The 23,534-nt window shown below is 65.8% G+C and carries 20 protein-coding genes and 2 pseudogenes; 12 read left to right on the top strand and 10 right to left on the bottom strand.

Features of this window, described 5'->3' with window-relative positions; all coding sequences use genetic code 11:
* Nucleotides 1-140 precede the first annotated feature (140 nt).
* The 3 genes from PNI01S_RS27310 to PNI01S_RS27300 all read right to left on the bottom strand — a co-directional run bounded on the left by PNI01S_RS27310 (nt 141) and on the right by PNI01S_RS27300 (nt 3,271).
* Nucleotides 141-764: an NAD(P)H-dependent oxidoreductase gene (locus PNI01S_RS27310; protein WP_084359796.1), complete on the bottom strand. Its 624-nt coding sequence runs from the start codon at nt 762-764 to the stop codon at nt 141-143.
* On the bottom strand, nt 757-2,151 hold the full coding sequence (locus PNI01S_RS27305; RefSeq protein ID WP_084359795.1) for a class II fumarate hydratase: 1,395 nt from the start codon (nt 2,149-2,151) through the stop codon (nt 757-759). Before PNI01S_RS27305 ends, PNI01S_RS27310 begins: the two co-directional genes overlap by 8 nt.
* Nucleotides 2,152-2,257: 106 nt before the next feature.
* A complete protein-coding gene (locus tag PNI01S_RS27300; protein ID WP_024764374.1) occupies nt 2,258-3,271 on the bottom strand; it encodes a DUF2804 domain-containing protein in 1,014 nt (337 codons plus the stop codon).
* Nucleotides 3,272-3,392: 121 nt separating this feature from the next.
* Here PNI01S_RS27300 and PNI01S_RS27295 point away from each other — a divergent pair.
* The 5 genes and pseudogenes from PNI01S_RS27295 to PNI01S_RS27275 all read left to right on the top strand — a co-directional run bounded on the left by PNI01S_RS27295 (nt 3,393) and on the right by PNI01S_RS27275 (nt 7,827).
* Nucleotides 3,393-3,951 (top strand): annotated as a pseudogene (locus tag PNI01S_RS27295) (DUF2059 domain-containing protein).
* Between the two features lie 52 nt (nt 3,952-4,003).
* On the top strand, nt 4,004-4,315 hold the full coding sequence (locus PNI01S_RS27290; protein ID WP_037010396.1) for a BolA family protein: 312 nt from the start codon (nt 4,004-4,006) through the stop codon (nt 4,313-4,315).
* Between the two features lie 151 nt (nt 4,316-4,466).
* Nucleotides 4,467-5,402, top strand: a complete 936-nt coding sequence (gene trhO, locus PNI01S_RS27285) for an oxygen-dependent tRNA uridine(34) hydroxylase TrhO (RefSeq protein ID WP_024764372.1) — start codon at nt 4,467-4,469, stop codon at nt 5,400-5,402.
* Nucleotides 5,403-5,405: 3 nt separating this feature from the next.
* The gene (locus PNI01S_RS27280) at nt 5,406-6,041 is read left to right on the top strand and encodes a DsbA family protein (RefSeq protein ID WP_024764371.1); all 636 of its coding nucleotides are present in this window, start codon (nt 5,406-5,408) and stop codon (nt 6,039-6,041) included.
* Nucleotides 6,034-7,827 (top strand): annotated as a pseudogene (locus tag PNI01S_RS27275) (ABC transporter ATP-binding protein). Before PNI01S_RS27280 ends, PNI01S_RS27275 begins: the two are co-directional and overlap by 8 nt.
* Here the strand turns inward: PNI01S_RS27275 and PNI01S_RS27270 are convergent.
* Both PNI01S_RS27270 and PNI01S_RS27265 read right to left on the bottom strand, forming a co-directional pair.
* Nucleotides 7,828-8,715 (bottom strand): class I SAM-dependent methyltransferase, encoded by an 888-nt coding sequence (locus tag PNI01S_RS27270; protein ID WP_065086442.1) that lies wholly within the window; start codon nt 8,713-8,715, stop codon nt 7,828-7,830. It lies immediately after the preceding pseudogene.
* 124 nt (nt 8,716-8,839) lie between these two features.
* Complete coding sequence (locus PNI01S_RS27265) at nt 8,840-9,943, bottom strand: helix-turn-helix transcriptional regulator (RefSeq protein ID WP_256576755.1); 1,104 nt, start codon at nt 9,941-9,943, stop codon at nt 8,840-8,842.
* Nucleotides 9,944-10,277: 334 nt separating this feature from the next.
* Here PNI01S_RS27265 and PNI01S_RS27260 point away from each other — a divergent pair, with 334 nt between their 5' ends.
* Together PNI01S_RS27260 and PNI01S_RS27255 are read left to right on the top strand one after the other, a co-directional pair.
* Entirely contained in the window at nt 10,278-12,728 is a 2,451-nt protein-coding gene (locus tag PNI01S_RS27260; protein WP_065086444.1) for an EAL domain-containing protein, read from the top strand.
* A gap of 75 nt (nt 12,729-12,803) precedes the next feature.
* The gene (locus tag PNI01S_RS27255; RefSeq protein WP_024764366.1) at nt 12,804-13,595 is read left to right on the top strand and encodes an iron-containing redox enzyme family protein; all 792 of its coding nucleotides are present in this window, start codon (nt 12,804-12,806) and stop codon (nt 13,593-13,595) included.
* 233 nt (nt 13,596-13,828) lie between these two features.
* Here PNI01S_RS27255 and PNI01S_RS27250 read toward each other — a convergent pair whose 3' ends face one another.
* From PNI01S_RS27250 to PNI01S_RS27240, 3 genes are all read right to left on the bottom strand, one after another.
* Nucleotides 13,829-14,785, bottom strand: coding sequence for a quinone oxidoreductase family protein (locus PNI01S_RS27250; protein WP_038803412.1), 957 nt, complete (start codon nt 14,783-14,785; stop codon nt 13,829-13,831).
* Nucleotides 14,786-14,819: 34 nt separating this feature from the next.
* On the bottom strand, nt 14,820-14,981 hold the full coding sequence (locus PNI01S_RS27245; RefSeq protein ID WP_081754002.1) for a DUF1427 family protein: 162 nt from the start codon (nt 14,979-14,981) through the stop codon (nt 14,820-14,822).
* A 487-nt stretch (nt 14,982-15,468) separates the two neighbouring features.
* Nucleotides 15,469-16,236, bottom strand: coding sequence for an AraC family transcriptional regulator (locus PNI01S_RS27240; protein ID WP_024764365.1), 768 nt, complete (start codon nt 16,234-16,236; stop codon nt 15,469-15,471).
* Nucleotides 16,237-16,539: 303 nt separating this feature from the next.
* Between PNI01S_RS27240 and hppD the strand changes: the two genes are divergently transcribed.
* The 4 genes from hppD to PNI01S_RS27220 all read left to right on the top strand — a co-directional run bounded on the left by hppD (nt 16,540) and on the right by PNI01S_RS27220 (nt 20,321).
* Nucleotides 16,540-17,622, top strand: a complete 1,083-nt coding sequence (gene hppD / locus PNI01S_RS27235) for a 4-hydroxyphenylpyruvate dioxygenase (RefSeq protein ID WP_024764364.1) — start codon at nt 16,540-16,542, stop codon at nt 17,620-17,622.
* Between the two features lie 50 nt (nt 17,623-17,672).
* A complete protein-coding gene (gene maiA / locus PNI01S_RS27230; RefSeq protein WP_084359794.1) occupies nt 17,673-18,314 on the top strand; it encodes a maleylacetoacetate isomerase in 642 nt (213 codons plus the stop codon).
* Nucleotides 18,315-18,426: 112 nt separating this feature from the next.
* Entirely contained in the window at nt 18,427-19,842 is a 1,416-nt protein-coding gene (locus PNI01S_RS27225; protein ID WP_084359793.1) for an amino acid permease, read from the top strand.
* 101 nt (nt 19,843-19,943) lie between these two features.
* A complete protein-coding gene (locus tag PNI01S_RS27220) occupies nt 19,944-20,321 on the top strand; it encodes an MliC family protein (RefSeq protein WP_024764361.1) in 378 nt (125 codons plus the stop codon).
* 183 nt (nt 20,322-20,504) lie between these two features.
* Here PNI01S_RS27220 and PNI01S_RS27215 read toward each other — a convergent pair whose 3' ends face one another.
* Nucleotides 20,505-21,299: a nucleoside-binding protein gene (locus tag PNI01S_RS27215; protein WP_226046570.1), complete on the bottom strand. Its 795-nt coding sequence runs from the start codon at nt 21,297-21,299 to the stop codon at nt 20,505-20,507.
* A gap of 369 nt (nt 21,300-21,668) precedes the next feature.
* Between PNI01S_RS27215 and arfB the strand changes: the two genes are divergently transcribed.
* A complete protein-coding gene (arfB, locus tag PNI01S_RS27210) occupies nt 21,669-22,082 on the top strand; it encodes an alternative ribosome rescue aminoacyl-tRNA hydrolase ArfB (protein WP_084359792.1) in 414 nt (137 codons plus the stop codon).
* A gap of 62 nt (nt 22,083-22,144) precedes the next feature.
* Here the strand turns inward: arfB and PNI01S_RS27205 are convergent.
* Nucleotides 22,145-23,534, bottom strand: a 1,390-nt coding sequence (locus tag PNI01S_RS27205; protein WP_143514275.1) for a lactate permease LctP family transporter, incomplete at its 5' end; no start/stop codon positions are given.

Here is a 23,534-nt window from a genome sequence, read left to right as displayed (position 1 = left end):
CCGGAATTTGGGTGTAGGCATGCTAAGAGAAAGGGTCGGGGCGACTGGTGTAGGGGAAATCCTATGTGTGACGGGGCAAAAGCCGATCATGAAAGCCGAAGGCGGCATAGAGCACTGTAATCCCGTGCTCTACGACCGAATCAGACTTGTGAGCCGATCTGCTCCGCCCGCCGCAGCCAGGACTGGCGTTGTTCCTCGCCCGAGCCGCGCACCGGGCTGAATTCCTCCAGGTGATGGAGGGCGATGCCGCAGGGCGCGAGGATGCAGCGGGTCATCTGCCGATGGGCCGGTGCGCCCTGACGCAGGCGGTAGTGCCAGTGCGTCTGGTCGTGGCTGACCAGCAGGTCGGCGCTGCGCCCGCCCAGCAAGGGTTCGAACTCGCGGGACTCCACCGAGCGGTAGCGGAAGGCGAAGCCGGGTTGCAGCACACGGTCGAAGAAGCCCTGCAGCAGCGCCGGCAGGCCGCCCCACCAGACCGGGTAGACGAAGGCGATGTGCTGCGCCCAGTGGATTTGCCGCTGCGCTTCGAGCACGTCCGGTTCGAGGGATTGGCCCAGTTCATAGCCGCCGCGCAGCACGGGGTCGAAGTTCAGCTCGCCGAGCTTGAGCATGTGCACCACATGGCCCTTGGTGCGGGCGCCGTGGGCGTAGGCCTCGGCGAGCGCGTGGCAGAAGCCGCCGGGCTTGGGCGAACCCAGCACCAGCAGCACGCGCTTGCCGTCGCCTTCAAGGGGCGTGGCGCCATGCTTGACGGCTTCAACCATTCTGCCCGGCCTCCAGCATGGTTTCCGGGCGGACCCACTGGTCGAACTCGGCGTCGCTCAGGTAGCCCAGTTCCAGTGCGGCGGCGCGCAGCGTCTTGCCTTCGGCATAGGCCTTCTTGGCGATCTCGGCGGCCTTGTCGTAGCCGATGTGCGGGTTGAGTGCGGTCACCAGCATCAGGCCGCGGTCGAGATGCTCGCGCATCTTCGCGGCGTCCGGTTCCATGCCGGCGATGCAGTGGGTGTTGAAGTTGCGGCAGCCGTCGGCCAGCAGGCGTGCGGACTCCAGCAGGTTGTGGATGATCACCGGCTTGTAGACGTTGAGCTGCAGGTGGCCCTGGCTGGCGGCGAAGGTGATCGCGGCATCGTTGCCGAAGACCTGGCAGGCGAGCATCGACAGGGCCTCGCACTGGGTCGGGTTGACCTTGCCGGGCATGATCGAGGAGCCCGGTTCGTTGGCCGGCAGCTTCACCTCGGCGAATCCCGCGCGGGGGCCGGAGCCGAGCAGGCGCAGGTCGTTGGCGATCTTCATCAGGGCCACGGCCAGGGTCTTCATCGCGCCGGCGAGGGTCACCAGCGGTTCGTGGCCGGCGAGGGCGGCGAACTTGTTCGGTGCGGAAACGAAAGGCAAACCGGAAAGGTCGGCCAGTTCAGCGGCGATGGCCTCGGCAAACTCCTTCGGCGCGTTCAGCCCGGTGCCGACGGCGGTACCGCCCTGGGCCAGCTCGTAGACGGCCGGCAGTGCCGCGCGGAGGGCGCGCTCGGCATAGTCGAGCTGGGCGACGAAGGCGGAAAGTTCCTGGCCGAAGGTGACCGGCGTTGCGTCCATCAGGTGGGTGCGCCCGGTCTTCACCAGGTTGGCGTGGCGCGCGGCCTGCTGGGCGAGGCCGCCGCTGAGTTCGGCTATGGCCGGCAGCAGGTCGTTCTGCACCGCCTGGGCGGCGGCGATGTGCATGGCGGTGGGGAAGCTGTCGTTGGAGCTCTGCGCGCAGTTCACATGGTCATTGGGGTGCACCGGCTTCTTGCCGCCGCGGCCGTTGCCAGCGATCTCGTTGGCGCGCCCGGCGATGACCTCGTTGACGTTCATGTTGCTCTGGGTGCCGCTGCCGGTCTGCCAGACGACGAGGGGGAACTGGTCGTCGTGCTCGCCCGCGAGCACTTCGTCAGCCGCTTCCTCGATCAGGCTGGTGATGTTCTCCGGCAGCTCGCCCAGCTGTGCATTCACGCGGGCGGCGGCCTTCTTGATCAGCGCCAGGGCGTGGACCACCGCCAGTGGCATGCGCTGCCCGCCGATGGCGAAGTTCTCCAGCGAACGCTGGGTCTGGGCGCCCCAGTAGGCGTCTTCGGGGACTTCTATGGGGCCGAGGCTGTCGGTTTCGGTGCGGCTCATGGTGCTTCTCCGGAAAAGGGTCTCGGCCAGTTTAGGCCGCCACGGGGCTTCCGGGTTCCACTCTGGCTCAATGGCCGTGATAGAGCGGTTTCAACGACGCGCCGGGTTACCAGCGGGCGTGAGTGGCGCCGATCCAGCCGAGCGCGCCGTTGACCGGTACCAGTTCGCCGCCGGCTTCGCGCAGGGAGCCGTCGAAGCGGCCGAACCACTGGCTGGTCTCGGCGAACAGCGGGCCCAGGCGCGGGCTGGCGCGATGCAGCTTGCGCGGAGTGAAGGTGAGGTCGACACGCTCGTCGGCATCTCGCAATTGCCACGGCGACAGCGGGTCGTGGGGAACCTGGTGGATCTCCACAGGGCCGGCCAGCGCCTGCAGTTCGCCGCCGAACCACAAGGCGTTCTCGCTCAGGTGGCTGTTTTCCGTCCAGCCGGCGCCGAAGTTGCCGGCGATGCCGCCGGGCGCTGCGAAGGCGGCGCGGGTCCAGCGGGTGTGGAAGGGCCAGACGCCGCGGCCGAAATCCAGCGCGGCGAAGCTCTGGCCCTCGCTGCAGCGGTAGGTCTTGTGGCCGAGGCTGAGGCTGCCGCTGATCGGCAGGCCCATCTGCCGGCTGCAGGCGTGGAAGCACTTGCCGCTCATCGGTACCACCAGGTTGACCGACTCCAGGTGCGCCGGGCGCTGTACTTCCAGGGAGAGGTTGAGCGGCTGGCCCCCCAGGTTCGGCGCGCAGGCGGTGATGCGCAACTGGCCCGGCTGCTCGTCGAAGCCCAGGCTGAGCTGGCCATGCGCGAAACGGTGGCTTTGGTTCGGCATGTCCGGCAGGTGGCAGCCCAGGCCGAACGGGCTGAACTGGGTACGGTGCACCGACTGTCCGGTTTCCAGGTCGAGGAAGTACACGGCGCCGTAGCCCAGGTAATCGAGGTCGGCGATGGTGATCGAGAGCATCCAGCCCGGTGCGTTGATGCACCAGTGGTTCCAGCGCTTGCGCCGGCCGGCGTTGCCGGAGAGCTGGCAGAGCGTCTGTGGCCGCGACGACCAGCCCACGGCCGCGCTGTTCAGGCGGCCGCGCGCATCGCACAGGGGCGGTGCGGCGACGGAAGTCGGCGGGTGGCTGAGGGTGTTCATCGGTCACATCCATGTGGCAACGCGCCGCAGCATGCCGTTTCATGAACTGTCCTACAAGAGAAGCCGGTCACTTCCCGCTCAATTGGCACTCACTTGAGCGCATTCCGAACTTAGGCGCAGAATGGCGGGTCCGACACGGACACCCTTCAGACTCACAGGACTGCCCCATGACCGTTCTTCGTTCCCTCTGCACCGCAGCACTTCTGGTTGGCTTCAGTTCCGTGGCACTGGCTGATGCCAACGCCGAGGCGGAGAAATTCCTCAAGCAGGTGCACGCCGACAAGCTGACCGTGCCGGTCTACGCGCAAGTCCAGCAGATGCTCGCCCAGCGCTTCGCCCAGGCCAAGGCGCCGGACAGCAAGAAGGCCGTGCTCGACCGCTACCAGGCCAAGGCCAACGCCGAGCTGGACCGTGCCGTGGGTTGGGACAAGCTCAAGCCCGAACTGGTCAAGCTCTACACCAGCAACTTCAGCGAGTCCGAGCTCAAGCAGCTGAACGATTTCTACGCATCCCCCCTGGGCCGCAAGGTCCTGGAGAAGATGCCGCGCCTGACCGCCGAATCCGCCCAGCTGACCCAGGCCAAACTGCAGACCGCGGTGGAGCCGGTGAACAAGCTGATGGCCGACATGGACAAGGAACTGGGCGTGAAAGCCCCAGCCGCTCCGGCCAAGAAGCCCTGATCGTCCTGATTACCACTTGCCTGAACCGTACTGATTGCCAGCGAGACCCGACATGAGCATGCGTGACCGACTCCAGACCGCCCTGGGCGCCCTCGAACCTCAGCACCTCGACGTGCTGGACGAGAGCCACATGCACAGCCGCGGGCAGGAAACGCACTACAAGGCGGTGATCGTCAGCCCGGCGTTCACCGGGCTGAACGCGGTGAAGCGGCACCAGAAGGTCTATGCCACGCTCGGCGAGCTGATGGGCCAGATCCATGCGCTGGCTCTGCACACCTACACCCCCGAGGAGTGGGCGCAGCAGGGACAAGCGCCGGATTCGCCGACCTGCCGTGGCGGCAGCAAGCACGATCTTCCGCATTGATCGGCTGCCGGATGCGGGCTTCGTCCCGCTCCGGTAGAATGCGACACCCAGCGCCGGCTCCTGCCGGCGCTGTCATTTTCAGCTGTTCGTTTCAGCTCTTGTTGATAAAGACCCGGTCCGCCCTTTACGCGGGCGACCACTGGAGTGATGCATGACCACCGAAAGAATCGTCGTCGCGGCGTTATACAAGTTCGTCTCCCTGCCCGACTACGTCGCCCTGCGCGAGCCCCTGCTGCAAGCACTGCTGGAAAACGGCGTGAAGGGCACTTTGCTGCTCGCCGAAGAGGGCATCAACGGCACCGTCTCCGGCACTCGCGCCGGTATCGACGGCCTGTTGGCCTGGCTGCGCAACGACCCGCGCCTGGCCGATGTGGACCACAAAGAGTCCTACTGCGACGAGCAGCCCTTCTACCGCACCAAGGTCAAGCTGAAGAAGGAAATCGTCACCCTCGGCGTGCCTGGGGTGGACCCCAACGCCAAGGTCGGTACCTACGTCGAACCCAAGGACTGGAACGCGCTGATCTCCGACCCGGAAGTCCTGCTGATCGACACCCGCAACGACTACGAAGTGGCCATCGGCACCTTCGAGGGCGCCATCGACCCGAAGACCAAGTCGTTCCGTGAGTTCCCCGACTACATCCGCGAGCACTACGATCCGGCCAAGCACAAGAAGGTCGCGATGTTCTGCACCGGTGGTATCCGTTGCGAGAAGGCCTCCAGCTACATGCTCAATGAAGGCTTCGAAGAGGTTTTCCACCTCAAGGGCGGCATCCTCAAGTACCTGGAAGAAGTGCCCGAGGCCGAAACCCTCTGGCGTGGCGACTGCTTCGTGTTCGACAACCGCGTGACCGTGCGCCATGACCTGAGCGAAGGCGACTACGATCAGTGCCACGCCTGCCGCAACCCGATCTCGGTCGAGGACCGCGCCTCCGAACATTACGCCCCCGGCATCAGTTGCCCGCACTGCTGGGACTCGCTCTCGGAGAAGACCCGTGCCAGTGCCCGCGAACGGCAGAAGCAGATCGAGCTGGCGCGCCAGCGCAACCAGCCGCACCCCATTGGCCGTGATCCCCGCGCGGAGAACTGATCCATGACCAGTCGCCTGCTCTACGTGATGGACCCGATGTGCTCCTGGTGCTGGGGCTTTGCCCCGGTTGCCCAGGCACTGGCAGAGCAGGCGCGCACCGCCGGCGTGCCGCTGGCACTGGTGATGGGTGGCCTGCGCACGGGGCAGGGCGCGGCATTGGAGCCGACCACCAAGCGCTACATCCTCGAACACTGGGAAGCGGTGCACCGTGCCACTGCCCAGCCGTTCCGCTTCGAAGACGCGCTGCCTGATGGCTTCGTCTACGACACCGAGCCGGCCTGCCGCGCCATCGTTACCGCGCGCCGCCTCGATGAAGACTGCGCCTGGGCGCTGGTCGGCGAAATCCAGCGGGCCTTCTATGTGCAAGGCCGCGATGTCACCCAGGCCAGCGTGCTTACCGAACTGGCCGAACAGGTCGGCCTGCCGCGCATCGAATTCGCCGAAGCCTTCGACAGCCAGGATAATCACCTGGCAACGCTCGCCGACTTCTCCTGGGCCCGCGACCTGGGCATCGCCGGTTTCCCCACGCTGCTGGCCGAGCGCGACGGCCAACTGGCCCTGCTGACCAACGGCTACCAGCCGCTGGGCGAACTCGCGCCGCTGCTGGCGCGCTGGCTGGAGCGTGGGCGGCATGCCTGAGCTGTCCGCTGACCGCCTGAGCTGGGCGGAGATTCGCCGGCTCGCTTTCCGTCATCGCAAGGCCCTGCTCCTCGCCAACCTGGTCGCCGTGCTGGCCACCGCCTGCAGCGTGCCGATCCCGCTGCTGCTGCCGCTGCTGGTGGACGAAGTGCTGCTGGGCAAGGGCGACGCTGCCCTCCAGGTGATGAACCTCTGGCTGCCCGCCGGCTGGCACAAGCCCGCCGGCTACATCGGCCTGATGCTGCTGGTGACCCTGGTGCTGCGCAGCTGCGCGCTGGTGTTCAACGTGTTGCAGGCCAAGCTGTTCGCGCGGCTGTCCAAGGACGTGGTGTACCGCGTACGCTTGCGCCTGATCGAGCGCCTGAAGCGCATCGCCCTGAGCGAGTACGAGACTCTCGGTGGCGGCTCGGTCAGCGCACACCTGGTGACCGATCTCGACACCCTCGACAAGTTCGTCGGCGACACCCTGAGCCGCTTCCTGGTGGCGTTGCTGACCTTGTGCGGCACCGCCGGCATCCTGATCTGGATGCACTGGAAGCTGGCACTGCTGATCCTGCTGTTCAACCCGCTGGTGATCTTCGCCACGGTGCAACTGGGCAAGCGCGTGAAGCACCTGAAGAAGCTGGAGAACGACAGCACCTCGCGCTTCACCCAGGCCCTGACCGAAACCCTCGAAGCCATCCAGGAAGTGCGCGCCGGCAATCGCCAGGGCTTCTTCCTCGGCCGCCTCGGCGTGCGCGCCCGCGAAGTGCGTGACTATGCCGTCGCCTCGCAATGGAAGAGCGATGCCGCCGGGCGCGCCAGCGGCCTGCTGTTCCAGTTCGGCATCGACCTGTTCCGCGCTGCGGCCATGGTCACCGTACTGTTCTCGGACTTGTCCATCGGCCAGATGCTGGCGGTATTCAGCTACCTCTGGTTCATGATCGGCCCGGTCGAGCAATTGCTCAGCCTGCAATACGCGTATTACGCCGCCGGCGGTGCGCTGGCGCGGATCAACGAGCTACTGGCCCGCGCCGATGAACCGCATTACGAACATCGCCGCGATCCGTTCGCCGGGCAGAACAGCGTCGGCATCCAGGTGCGCGACTTGAGCTTTGCCTACCGCGATGAGCTGGTGCTGGACGGTCTCGACCTGGATATCGCCCCCGGCGAGAAGGTTGCCATCGTCGGCGCCAGCGGCGGTGGCAAAAGCACCCTGGTGCAGTTGCTGCTGGGCCTCTACCAGCCGCAATCCGGGACCATCCGTTATGGCGGCGCGGTACTGGAGGAGATTGGCCTGGACTGCGTGCGCGAGCATGTCGCCGTGGTCCTGCAGCATCCGGCGCTGTTCAACGATACGGTGCGCGCCAACCTGACCATGGGCCGCGAGCGCGGCGATGAAGCGTGCTGGCGCGCGCTGGAAGTAGCGCAACTGGCGGACACCATCCGCGCCTTGCCGCAGGGGTTGGACAGCGTGGTCGGGCGTTCCGGCGTACGCCTCTCCGGCGGCCAGCGGCAGCGCCTGGCGATCGCTCGCATGGTGCTCGCCGAGCCGAAGGTGGTGATCCTCGACGAGGCTACCTAGGCGCTGGATGCCGCCACCGAGTATGCCCTGCACCAGGCTCTGCAGCGCTTCCTCGAAGGCCGCACCACGCTGATCATCGCCCACCGCCTGTCCGCGGTGAAACAGGCCGACCGCGTGCTGGTGTTCGATGGTGGGCGCATCGCCGAGGACGGTGATCACCAGCAACTGATCGCCGAAGGCGGACTCTACGCTCGCCTGTATGGCCACCTGCAGCAGGGCTGATCAGCCGTAGCGGGTAACTTCGAGGAAGGCCACGCAATTCCCCAGATCGTGGAAGACCCGCGCGCCGCCAATGTCGTTGTAGGGAATGCCCAGCAGCAGGTCGAGCAGGCAGGCGTCGCTGCGGTAATGCGGGCGCCAGTCGAGCAGCCCTTCGAGGTAGGCGATGTCCGGCACGCCGGGCAGGAAGTTGCCCATCAGCAGGCGACCGCCAGGCAGCAGGCGGGCGAACAGGTTGCGCGTCAGGTCGCGGGCGTCGTGGTCGTCGAGCACTTCGTACAGGCCGGGGGAGTAGATCAGATCGAAGCGGGTGAGGTCGGGGCGGCCGTAGAACAGGTCGTCCAGGGTGCACTGCTGCGTCAGCACACCGAGCGCGGCGTAGCAGGCCTCCACGGTCTGCAGCGACAGTGTCTGGGTGTCGAGGGCAACGAACTCGCGGAACTGACCGTGGCGCAGCGAGCGTGCCAGCTCGACCTCGCGCAGGTGTCCGCAGCCCACGCAGAGGATGCGCGCCTGGCCGCTGAGCTGATCGCAGCAGCGGTCGATCTCTCGCGCCAGCAATTGGCGGCGCGAGCGCAGTGCGCGAGACGCAGGGGCGGAGCTGGCGTAGCGGAACAACTCATCGGTTGGTCCGTCGGGCAGCAGTGAGCGCAGGGTGCTGTCGATGCCGTAGAGATAGTCCATCAGCACGGCGTTGCCGGCGCCTTCTCCCATCGGCCGTTCACGGCGCCGGGGGAAGGGCACCACACGCGGTGCTGCGGACGGCGGCGCGCCACCCGTGGCGAGCGCCAGCAGGTCGGCCTCGTCATCCCTCAGGTGACGCAGATGCTGTTCGAGTTGCTCGATGGCTTCGGTAAGCGAGTTCGGATTCTGCTGGGTGCCGTTGTCCATGCCGTCCACCTGAGAGAATGCTCAGTGATAAGAAAGCGCCACCGGCCTGGCCGGTGATCCGTCCAACACCTTAGGGGGCAGTTGGCCCCGGGCCATCATCTGAATGAATGACGGCCGCGAAAACTCAGCGCTGCCCGAGCCGCACCAGCAGGCTGACCAGTTCGGCCTGGCGGCTGGTGTTGGTCTTGCGGAACAGCGCGCGCAATTGGCTGCGTACCGTATTGATCGAGGTGCCGAGCTGGTCGGCGCAGTGTTCGGCTGTCAGGCCGCGTACCAGCAGGGCGCCCAGGCGCTGTTCGGCCGGGGTGAGGCCGAACAGGTCGCCCAGCAGACCGCTCTGGCGGTGCGCATCGAGCAGCGCCAGCAGCACCAGCGGGCGCTGGAAGGGCTGGTTGAAGCTTGCTTCGGCAGGCACCGGGGTGACCAGCAGCTCCTGCCCGCTGCCATCGTCCAGCGGTAGCCAACCGGCCTTTGCCTTGCCGGCGCGTGGCGCGGCCTGGCGCACCAGCGCCTGGAGCCTCGAGTCGTGCTGGCGGCAGTGCAGGCGGCCGAAGACTTCATGGAACAGCCCGGCGCGCTGCCCGAGCCGTTGCCGCGCCGCCTGGTTGGCGTAGAGCACGCGGGCATTGCCCTCCAGCAGCCACAGCGAGGTGGGGAGCCGGTCCAGCAGCAGGTCGCGGTGGGCCAGTTGCTGGCGCATCTCATCGATGCGTCCGAACATCCGTGCCGCACGGGTCAGATGCTCGCTCAGGCGGGTCAGCAAGGTTTGTTCCTGCGTATCTGGATAGCGAGCGCCGAGGCTGGTCAGCACCGACAGGTAGACGCCGCAGTTGGCCTGTTCGTTGAGCTTGAGGCAGGACACGTTGTGCATGCCGTTGGGGCGCTGGAACTCCTGGTAGTACGGATCGCGGGCGATGCGCTGCGGGCCGTACTCGTCGCGATCGTGGTACCAGTGGCCTACCGGGCGGTGGAGCATGAACCCCTTGGACGGGTCGATGGTGCAGAACTCGCGGTTATAGGTTTCGATGGCGCCGGGATCGCAGAGGTTGATCTCGCTCGCCAGCGCGCCGCTCTCGGTCTGGTCCCAGAACAGCAGGGCGCCTTGCTGACGGCCGCTGGCGCAGATCAGCTCGGTGAGCAGCGGCAGCCAATTGGCCTCATCGAGCACGCACTCGTAGGTCAGGCCCACCAGCCGGTCGTACTGCATCTCCATATCCCGCTGCGGCATGGTCGCTCCATCGGTTGCTCGCGGATTGCACTTTGCACGATCGACTGAGGTATGGCACATGGCCTTAGCTGTCGCAAGGCCACTAATCGGCTGTTCGGGGCTAGTACCTGGCAGGCGGCCAAGGCGTTTTCCCTGCACGTTCCCGACATTTTCCGCCGGACGGCGGGTATCTAGCCGACCAAGCGTCATGCCGTCTGGTTTGTGGATTTCCCGTGATCGGCTAGAAGTTAAGAAGGGGCGGCCTGACAGAGATGTCCCCGAGGCGGAGAGGGTAACTCCGCCCTGTGGCCTGGCAGGGATCAGAAGAGGGAAGTCGAAACTGGTTATGGATGCAATGGGACTCTTGCCGACCCGGCGTACGACGCGTCTGCTCAAGCTGGTCTGGCCCTTCATGGTCGTGGTCCTGCTGCAGACGCTGATCGGCAGCGGCAGCTTCTTCATCCTCTCTGGCGTGCGCGCTTACGTCGGCGGCGAGAGCCTCTGGTCAAAGGGTCAGAAGGACGCCATCCATTACCTGCAACTCTACGGCCAGAGTCGGGACAGCGCGGATTACGCGCGTTACCGCGCCGCCATCGCCATTCCCCAGGGCGACCGGACCTTCCGCGCCGCCCTTGACCTCAATCAACCGGACTTTGCGCTGGCTCGCGCCGGAGCGTTGCAGGGCGGTATCCATCCCGACGACATTGGCGTGCTGATCTGGCTGTACCGCTACTTCCACGAGTACAGCTACTTCGATCAGGCGGTGAAGATGTGGATCATCGGCGACGCCTATCTCGATCAGTTGGAGCAACTGTCCGAGGAGATGAATGCGAGGATCCGCGCCAATGACGTCCGCCCGGGCGACCTGAGCTACTGGAACAGCCGTATCCAGGCGATCAACGACGGCGTCACACCGGCGGCCATGGCCTTCTCGGCCGCGCTGGGGCAGGGCTCGCGGATGATCATGTGGGTGCTGCTGGTCACCAACGGCGTCACTGGCCTGGCGCTGATCCTTCTGGCCGTGTGGCGCACGCGCAAGCTTCTGCACCAGCAACGCGCCTTCGAAAGTGCCCTGGACACTGAGCGGGAGCGCGCGCAGACCACCCTTGCGGCCATCGGCGACGGGGTGGTCACCCTCGACGAACATGAGTGCATCGCCTACTTCAACCCCGCGGCGGAGCGCCTGATCGGCTGGGACAATTCCATGGCTGTCGGCCTGCCGCTGCGCTCGTTGCTACGGGTGCTCGACGAGAGCTCCCAGGTTGAGGGCCTGCCGCTGGTCGGGCAGATCCTGCGTGGCGAAGTGGACGGCGGCAGCGAGACCAGCAAGCTGATCCAGCGCCTGGATGGCACCAGTGTGGCGGTGACCCTGGTGGCCACGCCGATCCATGCCGACAGGCGGGTGGTCGGCGTGGTGCTGGTGCTGCACGACATGACCCGCGAGCGCCAGTACATGGCCAGCCTCTCCTGGCAGGCGACCCACGACGCGCTGACCGGCCTGACCAACCGCCGCGAATTCGAATTCCGCCTCAAGCAGGCGCTGGAAAGCTCGGCGGACTCCCACGACCAGCATTCGCTGATGTACCTGGACCTGGACCAGTTCAAACTGGTCAACGACACCTGCGGCCACGCCGCCGGCGACGAACTGCTGCGCCAGGTCTGCTCGGTGTTGCAGCAGTGCCTGCGTGACGGCGACACCCTCGCGCGCCTTGGTGGCGACGAGTTCGGCATCCTACTGGAGCATTGCCCGCCGGACATGGCGGTGCAGATCGCCGAGCGCATCCGCCTGACCGTCCAGGCCCTGCATTTCATGTGGGAAGGCCGTGGCTTCAACATCACCGTGAGCATCGGTGTGGTGCACATTTCCGCCATGCTGGTGTCGGTGGAGGAGGCGCTGCGCTGCGCCGACATGGCCTGCTACATGGCCAAGGAGAAGGGCCGCAACCGAGCCCAGGTGTTCCGCCCGGATGACACCGAGTTGTCCAACCGCGTCGGCGAAATGGCCTGGGTGCAGCGCATCCGCCTGGGGCTGGAGGAAGAGCGCTTCTGTCTCTACGCCCAGTCGATCTTCCCGGTCGACGACAGTGTGATGGAAGGCGCACACGTCGAGTTGTTGCTGCGCCTGAACGACGAGTGCGGCCGGCTGGTGGCGCCGATCAACTTCATCCCCGCCGCGGAACGCTACGGCCTGATGCCGGACATCGACCGCTGGGTGGTCGAGAACGCCTTCCGGACCCTGGCCGAGCGCATCGCCGATGGTGGTTACGAACCGATCCACACCTGCGCCATCAACCTCTCCGGCGCTACCATCGGTGACGACACCTTCCTCGACTTCCTCCGCGAGATGCAGCCGCGCTATGGCATCGAGCCGTCAAGCGTGTGCTTCGAGATCACCGAGACCAGCGCCATTGCCAACCTGGTCAACGCCACGCGCTTCATCCAGGAGCTCAAGGCCCTCGGGTACCGCTTCTCCCTGGACGATTTCTGCGCCGGCATGTCCTCCTTCGTCTACCTCAAGCATCTGCCGGTGGACTATCTGAAGATCGATGGCAGTTTCATCAAGGACATGCTCGAAGACCCCATCGACCGTGCCATGGTCCAGGTGATCAACCAGATCGGCCACGTGATGGGCAAACGCACCGTGGCGGAGTTCGTCGAAACGCAGGAAATCCTCGAAGTCCTGCGCGAAATAGGCATCGACTACGCCCAGGGTTACGGCCTGGCTCGGCCGCAACCCTTCAATCGCAGCTTCCTGCGTGAGACGCACGTCTCAGTCGTGGCAACCGACACAACCTCCGGACGGTGACGCGCAGCCTATAGGGGACTAACCTGAGGCCTGATTTACCGGTGCTCGCATGGATCGACCAGCACGGAGCCTTGGATGAACGACACCTTTGTTCGAAGTGGGCCGCTCAAGGAGCTTTCCAGTTATCCGCACTGGGCGCAACGCCTGGTGCAGGAGTGCGAGACCAGCCGCCTGGCGGTGGTGGGCCATCCACTCTACGCTCGCATGCGAGACGGCCACCTGAGCCGGCAGACCATGCGCGCCTTCCTCATCGGCGGCTGGCAGGTAGTCGAGCAGTTCCCCCTGTACATGTCCCAGAACCTGCTCAAGACGCGCTTCGGCCGCAGCCCCGGCGAAGACATGGCGCGGCGCTGGTTGATGCGTAACATTCGCGTCGAACTCAATCACGCTGATTACTGGCTGCACTGGGCCGAGGCTTACGGCGTGACCCTCGCCGAGCTCAAGGCGCAATTGGTGCCGGCGGAGCTGCACGCCCTCGGTCATTGGTGCTGGCACACCTGCGCTACCGACGATCTGGCGCTGGCGATGGCGGCCACCAATTACGCCATCGAAGGTGCGACGGGGGACTGGTCGGCACTGGTCTGTTCCCTGGATACCTACGAACGCACCCTCCCGAGTGGCGCCCGCAAGGACGCCATGCGCTGGCTGAAGATGCACGCCCGCTACGATGACGATCACCCCTGGGAAGCGCTGGAGATCATCTGTACCCTCTGTGGCCCGCAGGTGCCGGTGCCGCGTGTGCTGGCGCTGCGCGAGGCCGTCTGCAAGAGCTACGGCTACATGCGCATGTTCCTTGACCACTGCCTCGCGCTGGAACAGGCGCAGGGCGGGGCGCGGCGCACTGCTTCGATGAAGGCGGCGGGGTAGTCTTCACCCGCGCTCAGGTCTCTGTCGGCATGGGAGCGGGGTGATGCCATCCCCTCACCCTGGCTGTGCACCCCTTTGCAGAGGGAAAGGGGGCGGTTCGGTGTGATGGCCTGCCTCGGTGCCTGCCGGATAGCCGCGTTAATGGCCCTTTTCCCCGGGGGGACGCCGGGCGCCCCCTCTTTCTCGGCAGAGGGCCGAGGTTAGGGGCGCTTCCAGCGCTCGGTGATTCAGCTTCAAGGCACGAGAATGATCTTCTCGCTGCTGCCTTCGTTGATCTCGTGATAACGCTGGATACCCTCGCTCAGTGGCACTTCGCGCAGGCCGCCGGGCAGCGGCAGCCTGCCGTCGTCGAACCACTGGCCGAACTGGCGCAGCATCGCGGCGCAGGCGACCGTGTCGTACAGCAGCGAATTCACCCCCACCACCGAACCGCCTCGGCGATACAGCGCCAGGGCCGGCAACTGCACGTGGCCGTCCACTGGCGCGGCGATGATAGCGATACGGCCGAAGGTGGCGAGGGCGGAAACGGCGGCCGGCAGCCAGAAACCGGTGGTATCGAAAATCACCTCGGCGCCGCCGGGGAAATGTTCGTCCACCTGCGCCGCCAGCGTTTCCGCGGAGTCCAGCAGGAGGCTCGGGATGCCTTGGGCCTGCAGTTCCACCTGCGACTCGGCGCGCCGCACTGCGCCCAGCACCTGCGCGCCTCGGGCCTTGGCCAGGGAGATGGCCGCCGCGCCGACAGCGCCGGAGCCGATCACCAGCAGGCGCGTCCCCTTGCCGACCTGGCTACGCTCCAGGGCATCCCAGGCGGTGGTGAAGGGGACGCCGCAGCTGGCGGCCTGGGCGAAGCTCATGCGCTCTGGCATCAGCGCCACGCCGCCGAGCGGTACGCTCATCAGTTGGGCGTGACTGCCATTGCGGGTGAAGCCCAGGCCCTTGCCGGTGCCCCAGACGGATTTGCCGAGCAACTCGGTCGGGCCTTTCACCACGGTGCCGGCAAAGTCGCGGCCGGGCACGCGGGGCAGGGTCGTGTAGGGGAAGCGGCCGAGGACATTCTTGACGTCGCTGGGGTTCAGGCCGGCGGCGTGGACTTCCACCAGCACCTCGTCGGTGGCGGGCACCGGATCGGCGATTTCGGTGAAGCTCAGGGCGGCGAGGTCGCCGGTGCGGTCGAATTGCAGGGCTTTCATGGCACGGGTCCTTGGCAAGCAGTGGGAGATGGGATCAGTGGAACCAGCGGGTCAGCAGCGGCAGGGCGTTCTCGCCGATCTGCATGCCCAGCAGGCCGACCAGCGCCACCAGCGGCGGCGCTGGCGAACGGAAGTCGAGGAAGTGGTAGGCCAGGCCGACGGCAATGCCGATGGCCAGGGAGATCAGGTAGCTCATGTGTCCTCCGTGGATCGCTCCGGCGGCTGGATGGGATAGGGGCAGTCTAGGGACTGCTGGAGGGTGTCGCCGGTCAGGGACTTCGGAATATCGGACAGATGTCGGTGGGGAGTATGGGATGGGCGTGCACCCGCGTAGGAGCGGACTTCGTCCGCGATGTGCCTGCCTTGCTCTGAAGTTTCCTGCGTCGCTTCGGCGTGTGCTGATGGATTGGGTTTCGCCTCTCGGCGAGTCCCTTTTGTCAAACGCCACAAAAGGAACCAAAAAGTCTTGCCCCTCCATCCGGTTTTTCGCCTAGGCGAAAAATTCCCTCGTTGAAAGGGGCAGTCCGGAGTGTGCGGATACTTCTCTGGAAGTCTTCCAGAGGCCGGAGCCAGAGCCGAAGCGTGGAGCATGCTTTTCCTGTAGGAGCGAGCTTGCTCGCGAACCCGCCCCGTGCCGGCGCTGATCGCGAATCACGAAGAAGCGCCGCTCCCGAAACGATGCGCTACCGGGCGCAATACTCCGAAGGCGCCACGCCCAGCTCGCGCCGGAACATCTCGCTGAAGCTCCCCGGCTGGTACCCCAGACCATGGGCGATCTGGCTCACCGGCATACCCTCGTTGAGTTGCGCCACCGCCGTGGCCAACTGCACCTGCCGCCGCCACTGGGCGAAGCCCATGCCCAGGCTGCGCTGGAACAGGCGGGCGAGGGTGCGCACGCTGGCGCCGGCGTCGGCGGCGTGCTGCTCGAAGGAAATCTCCTGGCTCGGCTCGGCCATCACCGTCAGGCACAGGTTCAGCAGGCGGCGGTCGGAATCCTCCGGCAGCGGCACGCGCAGCAGCAGGCTTCGGGCCCTTTGCAGCTCGAGCACGGCCAGTTGCGACAGCGCCTGGTAGTAGTCAGTGTCTGGCTCGCGCTCGTGCTGCACCAGCGTGACGATCAGCTCGCGCAGCAGCCCGCCGACCTCGAACGCCTGCACCTGCTCACCCAGCGAGTCCGCCGTGCCCGGCCGCAGGTAGATGTTGCGCATCTGCAGCTCGCTGACCACGCGGATGCCGTGGGGCACCTGGGGCGGCAGCCAGACGGCACGATTGGGCGGCACCAGCAGCGCTTCGGAGGGCGTCTCCAGCCACATCACCCCGGACATCGCATAGAGCACCTGCCCCCAGTCATGGGAGTGCGGCTCGATGTGCAGGCCGCGCGGATAGCTGCGGGCGAGGGCGCGCAGTGGAGCGGGCGTGGCGTCGAAATCGGGGGGAGCGGCGCGGGCCATGGGACGATTCGGGCAGGGGAGATGGGCCGCATGGTAGCCGCCGCGTGACGGCCTGACGAGTACGCGGCACTCGCACTGGCACGCCGGCGCTCCACCTTGTCACGAATTCTTTACGGTGCGGCGGCATGCCGCACGGGGCTTTGGGCGACGTAAGGATTTCTTGCCGCGCCGCGGCTCCCGTGGCCCCGGTAATGCCCCGCCGGTGGCTTGTTCCAAAGCGCCGCGACGGTTGTGATGAAGGTATTCCAAACGCCTGGACGGCCCCTGCGCCGAACCAGCCGATAACGACAACGAGGAGGCCGGATGAACGCCGTGACCAAGATCGAGCAACACAACCCCATCGGCACCGACGGCTTCGAGTTCGTCGAATTCACCGCCCCCGACGCCCAGGGCATCGAGCAACTGCGCCAGCTATTCACCGGCATGGGCTTCACCGAGACCGCCAAGCACCGTTCCAAGGAAGTCTTCCTGTTCCAGCAGAACGACATCAACATCGTGCTCAACGGCAGCCCCACCGGCCACGTCCACGAGTTCGCCAGGAAGCACGGGCCGAGCGCCTGCGCCATGGCCTTCCGGGTGAAGAATGCCGCCCAGGCCGCCGCCTACGTCGAGTCCCAGGGCGCCAAGCTGGTGGGCAGCCACGCCAACTTCGGCGAGCTGAACATCCCCTGCGTCGAGGGCATCGGCGGTTCGCTGCTGTATCTCGTCGATCGTTATGGCGACAAGAGCATCTATGACGTCGACTTCGAGTTCATCGAAGGCCGCAGCGCCACCGACAACGCCGTCGGCCTGCTGTGCATCGACCACCTGACCCACAACGTCAAGCGCGGCCAGATGGACGTCTGGTCCGGCTTCTACGAGCGCATCGCCAACTTCCGCGAGATCCGCTACTTCGACATCGAAGGCAAGCTCACCGGCCTGCTGTCTCGCGCGATGACCGCGCCCTGCGGGAAGATCCGCATCCCGATCAACGAGTCGGCGGACGACAAGTCGCAGATCGAGGAATTCATCCGCGAGTACCACGGCGAAGGCATCCAGCACATCGCCCTGTCCACTAACGACATCTACGAAACCGTGCGCCAGCTGCGCGCCAACGGCGTGGACTTCATGAGCACCCCGGACACCTACTACGCGAAGGTCGATACCCGCGTCGCCGGTCACGGCGAGTCCCTGAAGGACCTGCGCGATCTGAACATCCTGATCGACGGCGCGCCGGGCGACGACGGCATCCTGCTGCAGATCTTCACCAACACGGTGATCGGCCCGATCTTCTTCGAGATCATCCAGCGCAAGGGCAACCAGGGCTTCGGCGAGGGCAACTTCAAGGCCCTGTTCGAATCCATCGAGGAAGACCAGATTCGCCGTGGCGTGATCTCCGATCAGTAAATCGCCAGCAGGGTGGCTGCGCGTAGCGTGGCCACCCTCGGAGAAACGCCATGCTCACCCTGTACTCCTACTGGCGCTCCAGCGCCGCCTACCGTGTGCGCATCGCGCTCGGCCTCAAGGGCCTGGCCTACCGCCAGGTGCCCGTGCACCTGGTGAAGGACGGCGGCCAGCAGCACGCTGCCGACTACACGGCGCTCAATCCCCAGGAACTGGTGCCGCTGCTGGTGGACGGTGACGCGCGCATTGCCCAGTCCCTGGCCATCCTCGAATACCTCGACGAAACCCATCCGCAACCCGGCCTGCTGCCGCGCGATGCGCTGCAGCGTGCGCAGGTTCGTGCACTGTCCCTGCATATCGCCTGCGACATTCACCCGCTGAACAACCTGCGTGTGCTGCAGTACCTCAGCGGCCCGCTGGCGGTGGCGGACGAGGCGAAGACGGCATGGATTCGCCACTGGGTCGAAACCGGCCTGCACGCGCTGGAGGAGGGCGTAACCAACTGGAGCGGCCCGCTATCCCTCGGCGAGCGCCCCGGCTACTTCGAGGCCTGTCTGATTCCCCAGCTGTACAACGCCCGTCGCTTTGACTGCGACCTCTCCGGCTGCCCGCGCCTGCTCGCCATCGCCGCGCGCTGCGAGTTCCTCGAAGCCTTCCAGCAGGCCGCTCCGGAGGTGCAGCCCGACGCCCAGTAACCCTGTAAACCAGCCTTCCCGCTCCACCGCTCTTTAGCCTTGCCTTGCCCGTACCGCCTGGCCACAAGCCGGGCGGCCGAATCCCGTCACAGATAAAAACAACAGGTGACGCATGACGCGTGAAACTCAACACGCAGGCCAGCTCCAGCGCGGCCTGAAGAATCGCCATATCCAGCTGATCGCCCTCGGCGGCGCCATCGGTACCGGGCTGTTCCTCGGCTCGGCCGGGGTGCTCAAGTCGGCCGGCCCGTCGATGATCCTCGGTTATGCCATCGCCGGCTTCATTGCCTTCCTGATCATGCGCCAGCTCGGCGAAATGATCGTCGAGGAGCCCGTGGCCGGCTCCTTCAGCCACTTCGCGCACAAGTACTGGGGCGGCTTCGCCGGCTTCCTCTCCGGCTGGAACTGCTGGGTGCTGTACATCCTGGTGGGCATGTCGGAGCTCACCGCGGTGGGCAAGTACATCCACTACTGGTGGCCGGACGTACCGACCTGGGCCACGGCGGCAGTCTTCTTCGTGGTGGTCAATGCGATCAACCTGTTCAACGTGAAGGCCTTCGGCGAGGCGGAGTTCTGGTTCGCCATCATCAAGGTCGCCGCCATCGTCGGCATGATCGCTCTGGGCTGCTACCTGCTGGCCAGCGGCACCGGCGGCGAGCAGGCAACCGTGAGCAACCTGTGGGCCCACGGCGGCTTCTTCCCCAATGGCATCAGCGGGCTGGTGATGGCCATGGCGATCATCATGTTCTCCTTCGGCGGGCTGGAGATGCTCGGCTTCACCGCCGCCGAGGCCGACCAGCCGAAAAAGGTGATCCCCAAGGCGATCAACCAGGTGATCTACCGCATCCTGATCTTCTACATCGGCGCGCTCACCGTACTGCTCTCGCTGACCCCGTGGGACAGCCTGCTGCAGACCCTCAACGCCTCCGGCGACTCCTACAGCGGCAGCCCCTTCGTGCAGATCTTCTCGATGATCGGCAGCGGCACCGCGGCGCACGTTCTCAACTTCGTGGTGCTCACTGCCGCGCTGTCGGTCTACAACAGCGGCACCTACTGCAACGGCCGCATGCTGGTGGGCCTGGCGGAGCAGGGCGATGCCCCGCGCGCGCTGGCCAAGGTGGACAGCCGTGGCGTGCCGGTGCGCTCGCTGATGGTCTCCGCGGCGGTGACCTTCCTCGCCGTGCTGGTGAACTACCTGGTGCCGGCCCGCGCGCTGGAGTTGCTGATGTCCCTGGTGGTCGCCGCGCTGGTGATCAACTGGGCGATGATCAGCCTGGCGCACCTGAAGTTCCGCGCGCACATGGATGCCGAGGGCAAGCGCAGCGCCTTCCGGGCCGTCGCCTATCCGGCGGCCAACTGGCTGTGCCTGGGCTTCGTGGTGTTCATCCTCGGCGTCATGCTGCTCACGCCGGGCATCCAGATCTCGGTCTACGCGATCCCGGTGTGGTTGCTGGTGATGTACGGTTGCTATCGCCTCAAGCGCCAGCCGGCGGCGCACAGCAGCGCCAGCGCCGCGCTGGCTGACTGACCTGGCGGCCTGATCCTACGTTGGGTCGAGCCGCGCGCGATTGACCGCGTGGCCCGATCCTTCCTAGAGTGACCGGGCCATTTTTCGTCAGAGGGATACTCATGAAAAAAGCACTTTGGCTGCTCGCGGCGGCCGTGCCGGTCATCCTCGTCGCTTGCGGCGGTGAAGAGAAGAAAGCACCCCAGGTCGATGCGCTGGTCCTGCCCGGCGACGCCAAGCTGGATTCGCGCAGCGTCTCGTACAAGTGCGAGGACGGCCGCAAGATCAGCGTGCAGTACCTGAACAAGGGCGACAACAGCCTGGCCGTAGTGCCGGTGACGGACGCCTCCAGCCTGGTCTTCGCCAACGTCATCTCCGCCTCCGGTGCGCGCTATGCCGCCGGGCAGTACGTCTGGTGGACCAAGGGCGAAGACGCGACCCTGTACAAGGACTGGAAAGGCGGCGAGCCCGCCGATGGCGTGGCCTGCAAGGAGCGTTGATGCTTCCTGCACTGCGCTGACGAAAAAGCCCGGCATTGGCCGGGCTTTTTCATGGGTGGATCAATCTGCGTCGACAACGGGAGCAGCCGTAGGATGGCGTGGAGCGCAGCGATACCCATCGATTCTTTGCGGCATCGCTGATGGGTATCGCAAGCTCCACCCATCCTCCGTCGAGCCAAATGATCAGAAAGTGAACTCCAGGTTCACCGTCGGCGTCGAGGTGCGGGTGCCACGCCCGCCATCCACGCCGAACTTGTTGTGCCAGTACTCGTAGCCCACGCCCAGCCACAGGTTCGGCTGGCGCTTGGTGCCGGGCAGGGTGGCGAACATCAGCGAGGTACGGACCAGCGTCTCCGGCGCGGTGTCGTTGTCGTTGTAGTCCTCGCCCTTCTCCCCGGTGTAGTTCAGGAAGCCCTGGAACTTCGCGCCGTGGTCGCCCAGCTGGAATGGCCGCAGCCAGGTCAGGTTGAGCATGTAGGTGGTATCGAAGGTGTGGTCTGGGTGTTTCGCGTTGGGGATGCCGGAGTGGTTCTTCTCGCGGTAGTAGAACAGCGAGAGGTCCAGCACGCCGGGGCCGTTGAACTTGATGGTCGGGCCGAACACCAGCGCGCGCTTCTTCGCCGAGCCCAGGTTGTTGTTGCGGCTGGCGTCGAAGCCGAAGGTGAAGGCGTGGTCCTTCACCAGGCCCTTGCCCTGCGGCAGGTCGAACACCCGCGAGGCGAACAGCTGGCTGCGGAATACCCCGTAGACCTCGCTGCTGCCGTGGTCGGTGCCCTTGCGCGGATCATCGCTGTCGGACTGCAGCACATCGAGGTGGAAGAAGTTGCTGCCGTAGCGGTAACCGTCGGCGTGGCTGAAGCTGAAGATGCGCTTGCTGATGTCGTGCGGGTTGTTCGGGTTGGTGAAGCCCTTGCCGTAGCGGAAGCCCAGCGTGTTGCTGGTCCACTCGAAGAAGCGATCGTCTTCGGCCTGCGCCATGCCCAGCGGGGCGAGGACTAGTGCAGTACCGAGGGCGAACCGGCGGCCGTTGCTCAGGCGGCGGCTGGAACGCGGTTGGGGGCGGGCGGCGCCAACGGCCGTCGTCGCGGATGAAACCATGCTGCACCTCTGTCTTTTTCTTGTTTTTGTGGCTGGGGGGCCGGCGTCCCGCAGGAGGAACTGCGGTCGGTGACAGGCTGGGTTCTAATGGTGAATTGATGACATTGCAAGAAAAACTTGTACACAAATTCGTATACAGAAATTGACGCAGAAGTCAGGAACGGGCGCTTCACGGCGGGCTAGATGGCTTCGGGACACCAGCGGCGCTGCGCGGTATCCTGACGTTCATTTCCACTTTGAATGCTTCCCATGCTGCAGATTTCCAACACCGTGCAGATCCCCGATGCGGAGATCGAGCTGACTGCCATCCGCGCCCAGGGCGCCGGCGGGCAGAACGTCAACAAGGTGTCCAGCGCGGTGCACCTGCGCTTCAATGTGCGCGCCTCGTCCCTGCCGGAGTTCTACAAGGAACGCCTGCTCGCGCTCAGCGACCAGCGCATCACCAGCGACGGCGTGGTGGTAATCAAGGCGCAGCAGTTCCGGACCCAGGAACAGAATCGCGAGGACGCCCTCAACCGCCTGGCGGAGCTGATCCGCAGCGCCACGAAAGTGGAGAAGAAGCGCCGCCCGACCAAGCCGACGCTGGGCTCGAAGACGCGCCGGCTGGAGGGCAAGAGCAAGCGTGGGTCGATCAAGGCGGGGCGGGGGAAGGTGGACTTCTGAAGCGATAACGCGCCCTGCAGGAGCGCACCACACGCGCTCCTGCAGGAAACTCCAGTGGCGACTCAGCGCACCAGCATCCCCGTGAATACATAGGCTTGCGCGAGGGTGATCAGCCCGATGAACGCGGCGAAGATCAGGCTGTGCTTGACCGTGAAGCGGAACAGGTCCGACTCGCGCCCGACCATGCCGGTGGCCGCGCAGGCCACGGCGATGGACTGCGGTGAGATCATCTTGCCGGTCACCCCGCCAGTGGTGTTGGCGGCCACCAGCAGCGTGTCGCTCACGCCGAGTTGGTGCGCGGTGGTCGCCTGCAGCGAGCCGAACAGGGCATTGGATGACGTGTCCGACCCGGTGAGGAATACCCCCAGCCAGCCGAGGAAAGGCGAGAAGAACGGGAAGGCCGCTCCGGTTCCGGCGAGCACCAGCGCCAGGGTGGTGGACATCCCCGAGTAGTTGGTGACGAAGGCGAAGGCCAGCACCATGCCGATGGTCAGTACCGGCCACTTCAACTCCTTCAGTGTCTCGCCGAAGGTCGCTGCGCCGCTCTTCGCGCCAATACGCAGGATGGCCATGGAGACCAGCGCCGCAAGGAAGATCGCCGTGCCGCTGGCCGAGACCAGGTCGAACTTGTAGACCGCCGGCATCGGCGTCGGGTTGGCGACAATCGGCGCGGCCTTCAGTACCAGCTGGTCGAGGTAGGGCACGGCGATCACCGCCACCCAGCTTTCCAGCGCGCCGCCGGGCAGGAACAGCGCCTTGAACGGCTTCATGGTCCAGATAGTCACCAGCACCGTGAGGATCAGGAACGGCGACCAGGCCTTGAAGATCTGCCCGAAGCTGTACTGGGATTCGCGTTGCCTTCCGCCGCCTCCACCACCCAGGCCGCCGAGCGTCGTGGTGCCGTCGGCGTTGAGGCTGGAGAACTCCGTCTCACGCAGGTTCACCGGTTGCCACACGCGCAGGAACAGCGTCAGGCAGACCATGCTCAGCAGTGCGGAGGTGATGTCCGGCAGTTCCGGGCCGATGAAGTTGGAGGTGAGGAACTGGCTGATCGCGAAGGTACCGCCGGCCACCAGCAGCGCCGGCCAGGTTTCGCGCACTCCGCGCCAGCCGTCCATCATCGCCACCAGCCAGAACGGCACGATCACCGACAGGATCGGCAACTGCCGCCCGGCCATGGCGCCGATCTTGAAGGCATCCACGCCCGACACCTGCCCGGCGACGATGATCGGGATGCCCAGCGCACCGAAGGCCACCGGCGCGGTGTTGGCGATCAGGCACAGCCCTGCCGCATACAGTGGGTTGAAGCCCAGGCCGACCAGCAGCGCCGCGGTGATCGCCACCGGTGCGCCGAAGCCCGCCGCGCCTTCGAGAAACGCGCCGAAGGAGAAGCCGATCAGCACCACCTGCAAACGCTGGTCAGTGGTGATCGCCAACACCGAGCTGCGGATG

The organism is Pseudomonas nitroreducens NBRC 12694, from assembly GCF_002091755.1.
GTDB lineage: Bacteria > Pseudomonadota > Gammaproteobacteria > Pseudomonadales > Pseudomonadaceae > Pseudomonas > Pseudomonas nitroreducens.
Note: the sequence above shows the minus strand (reverse complement) of the source record. Positions and strands in the feature narration are given on the sequence as shown.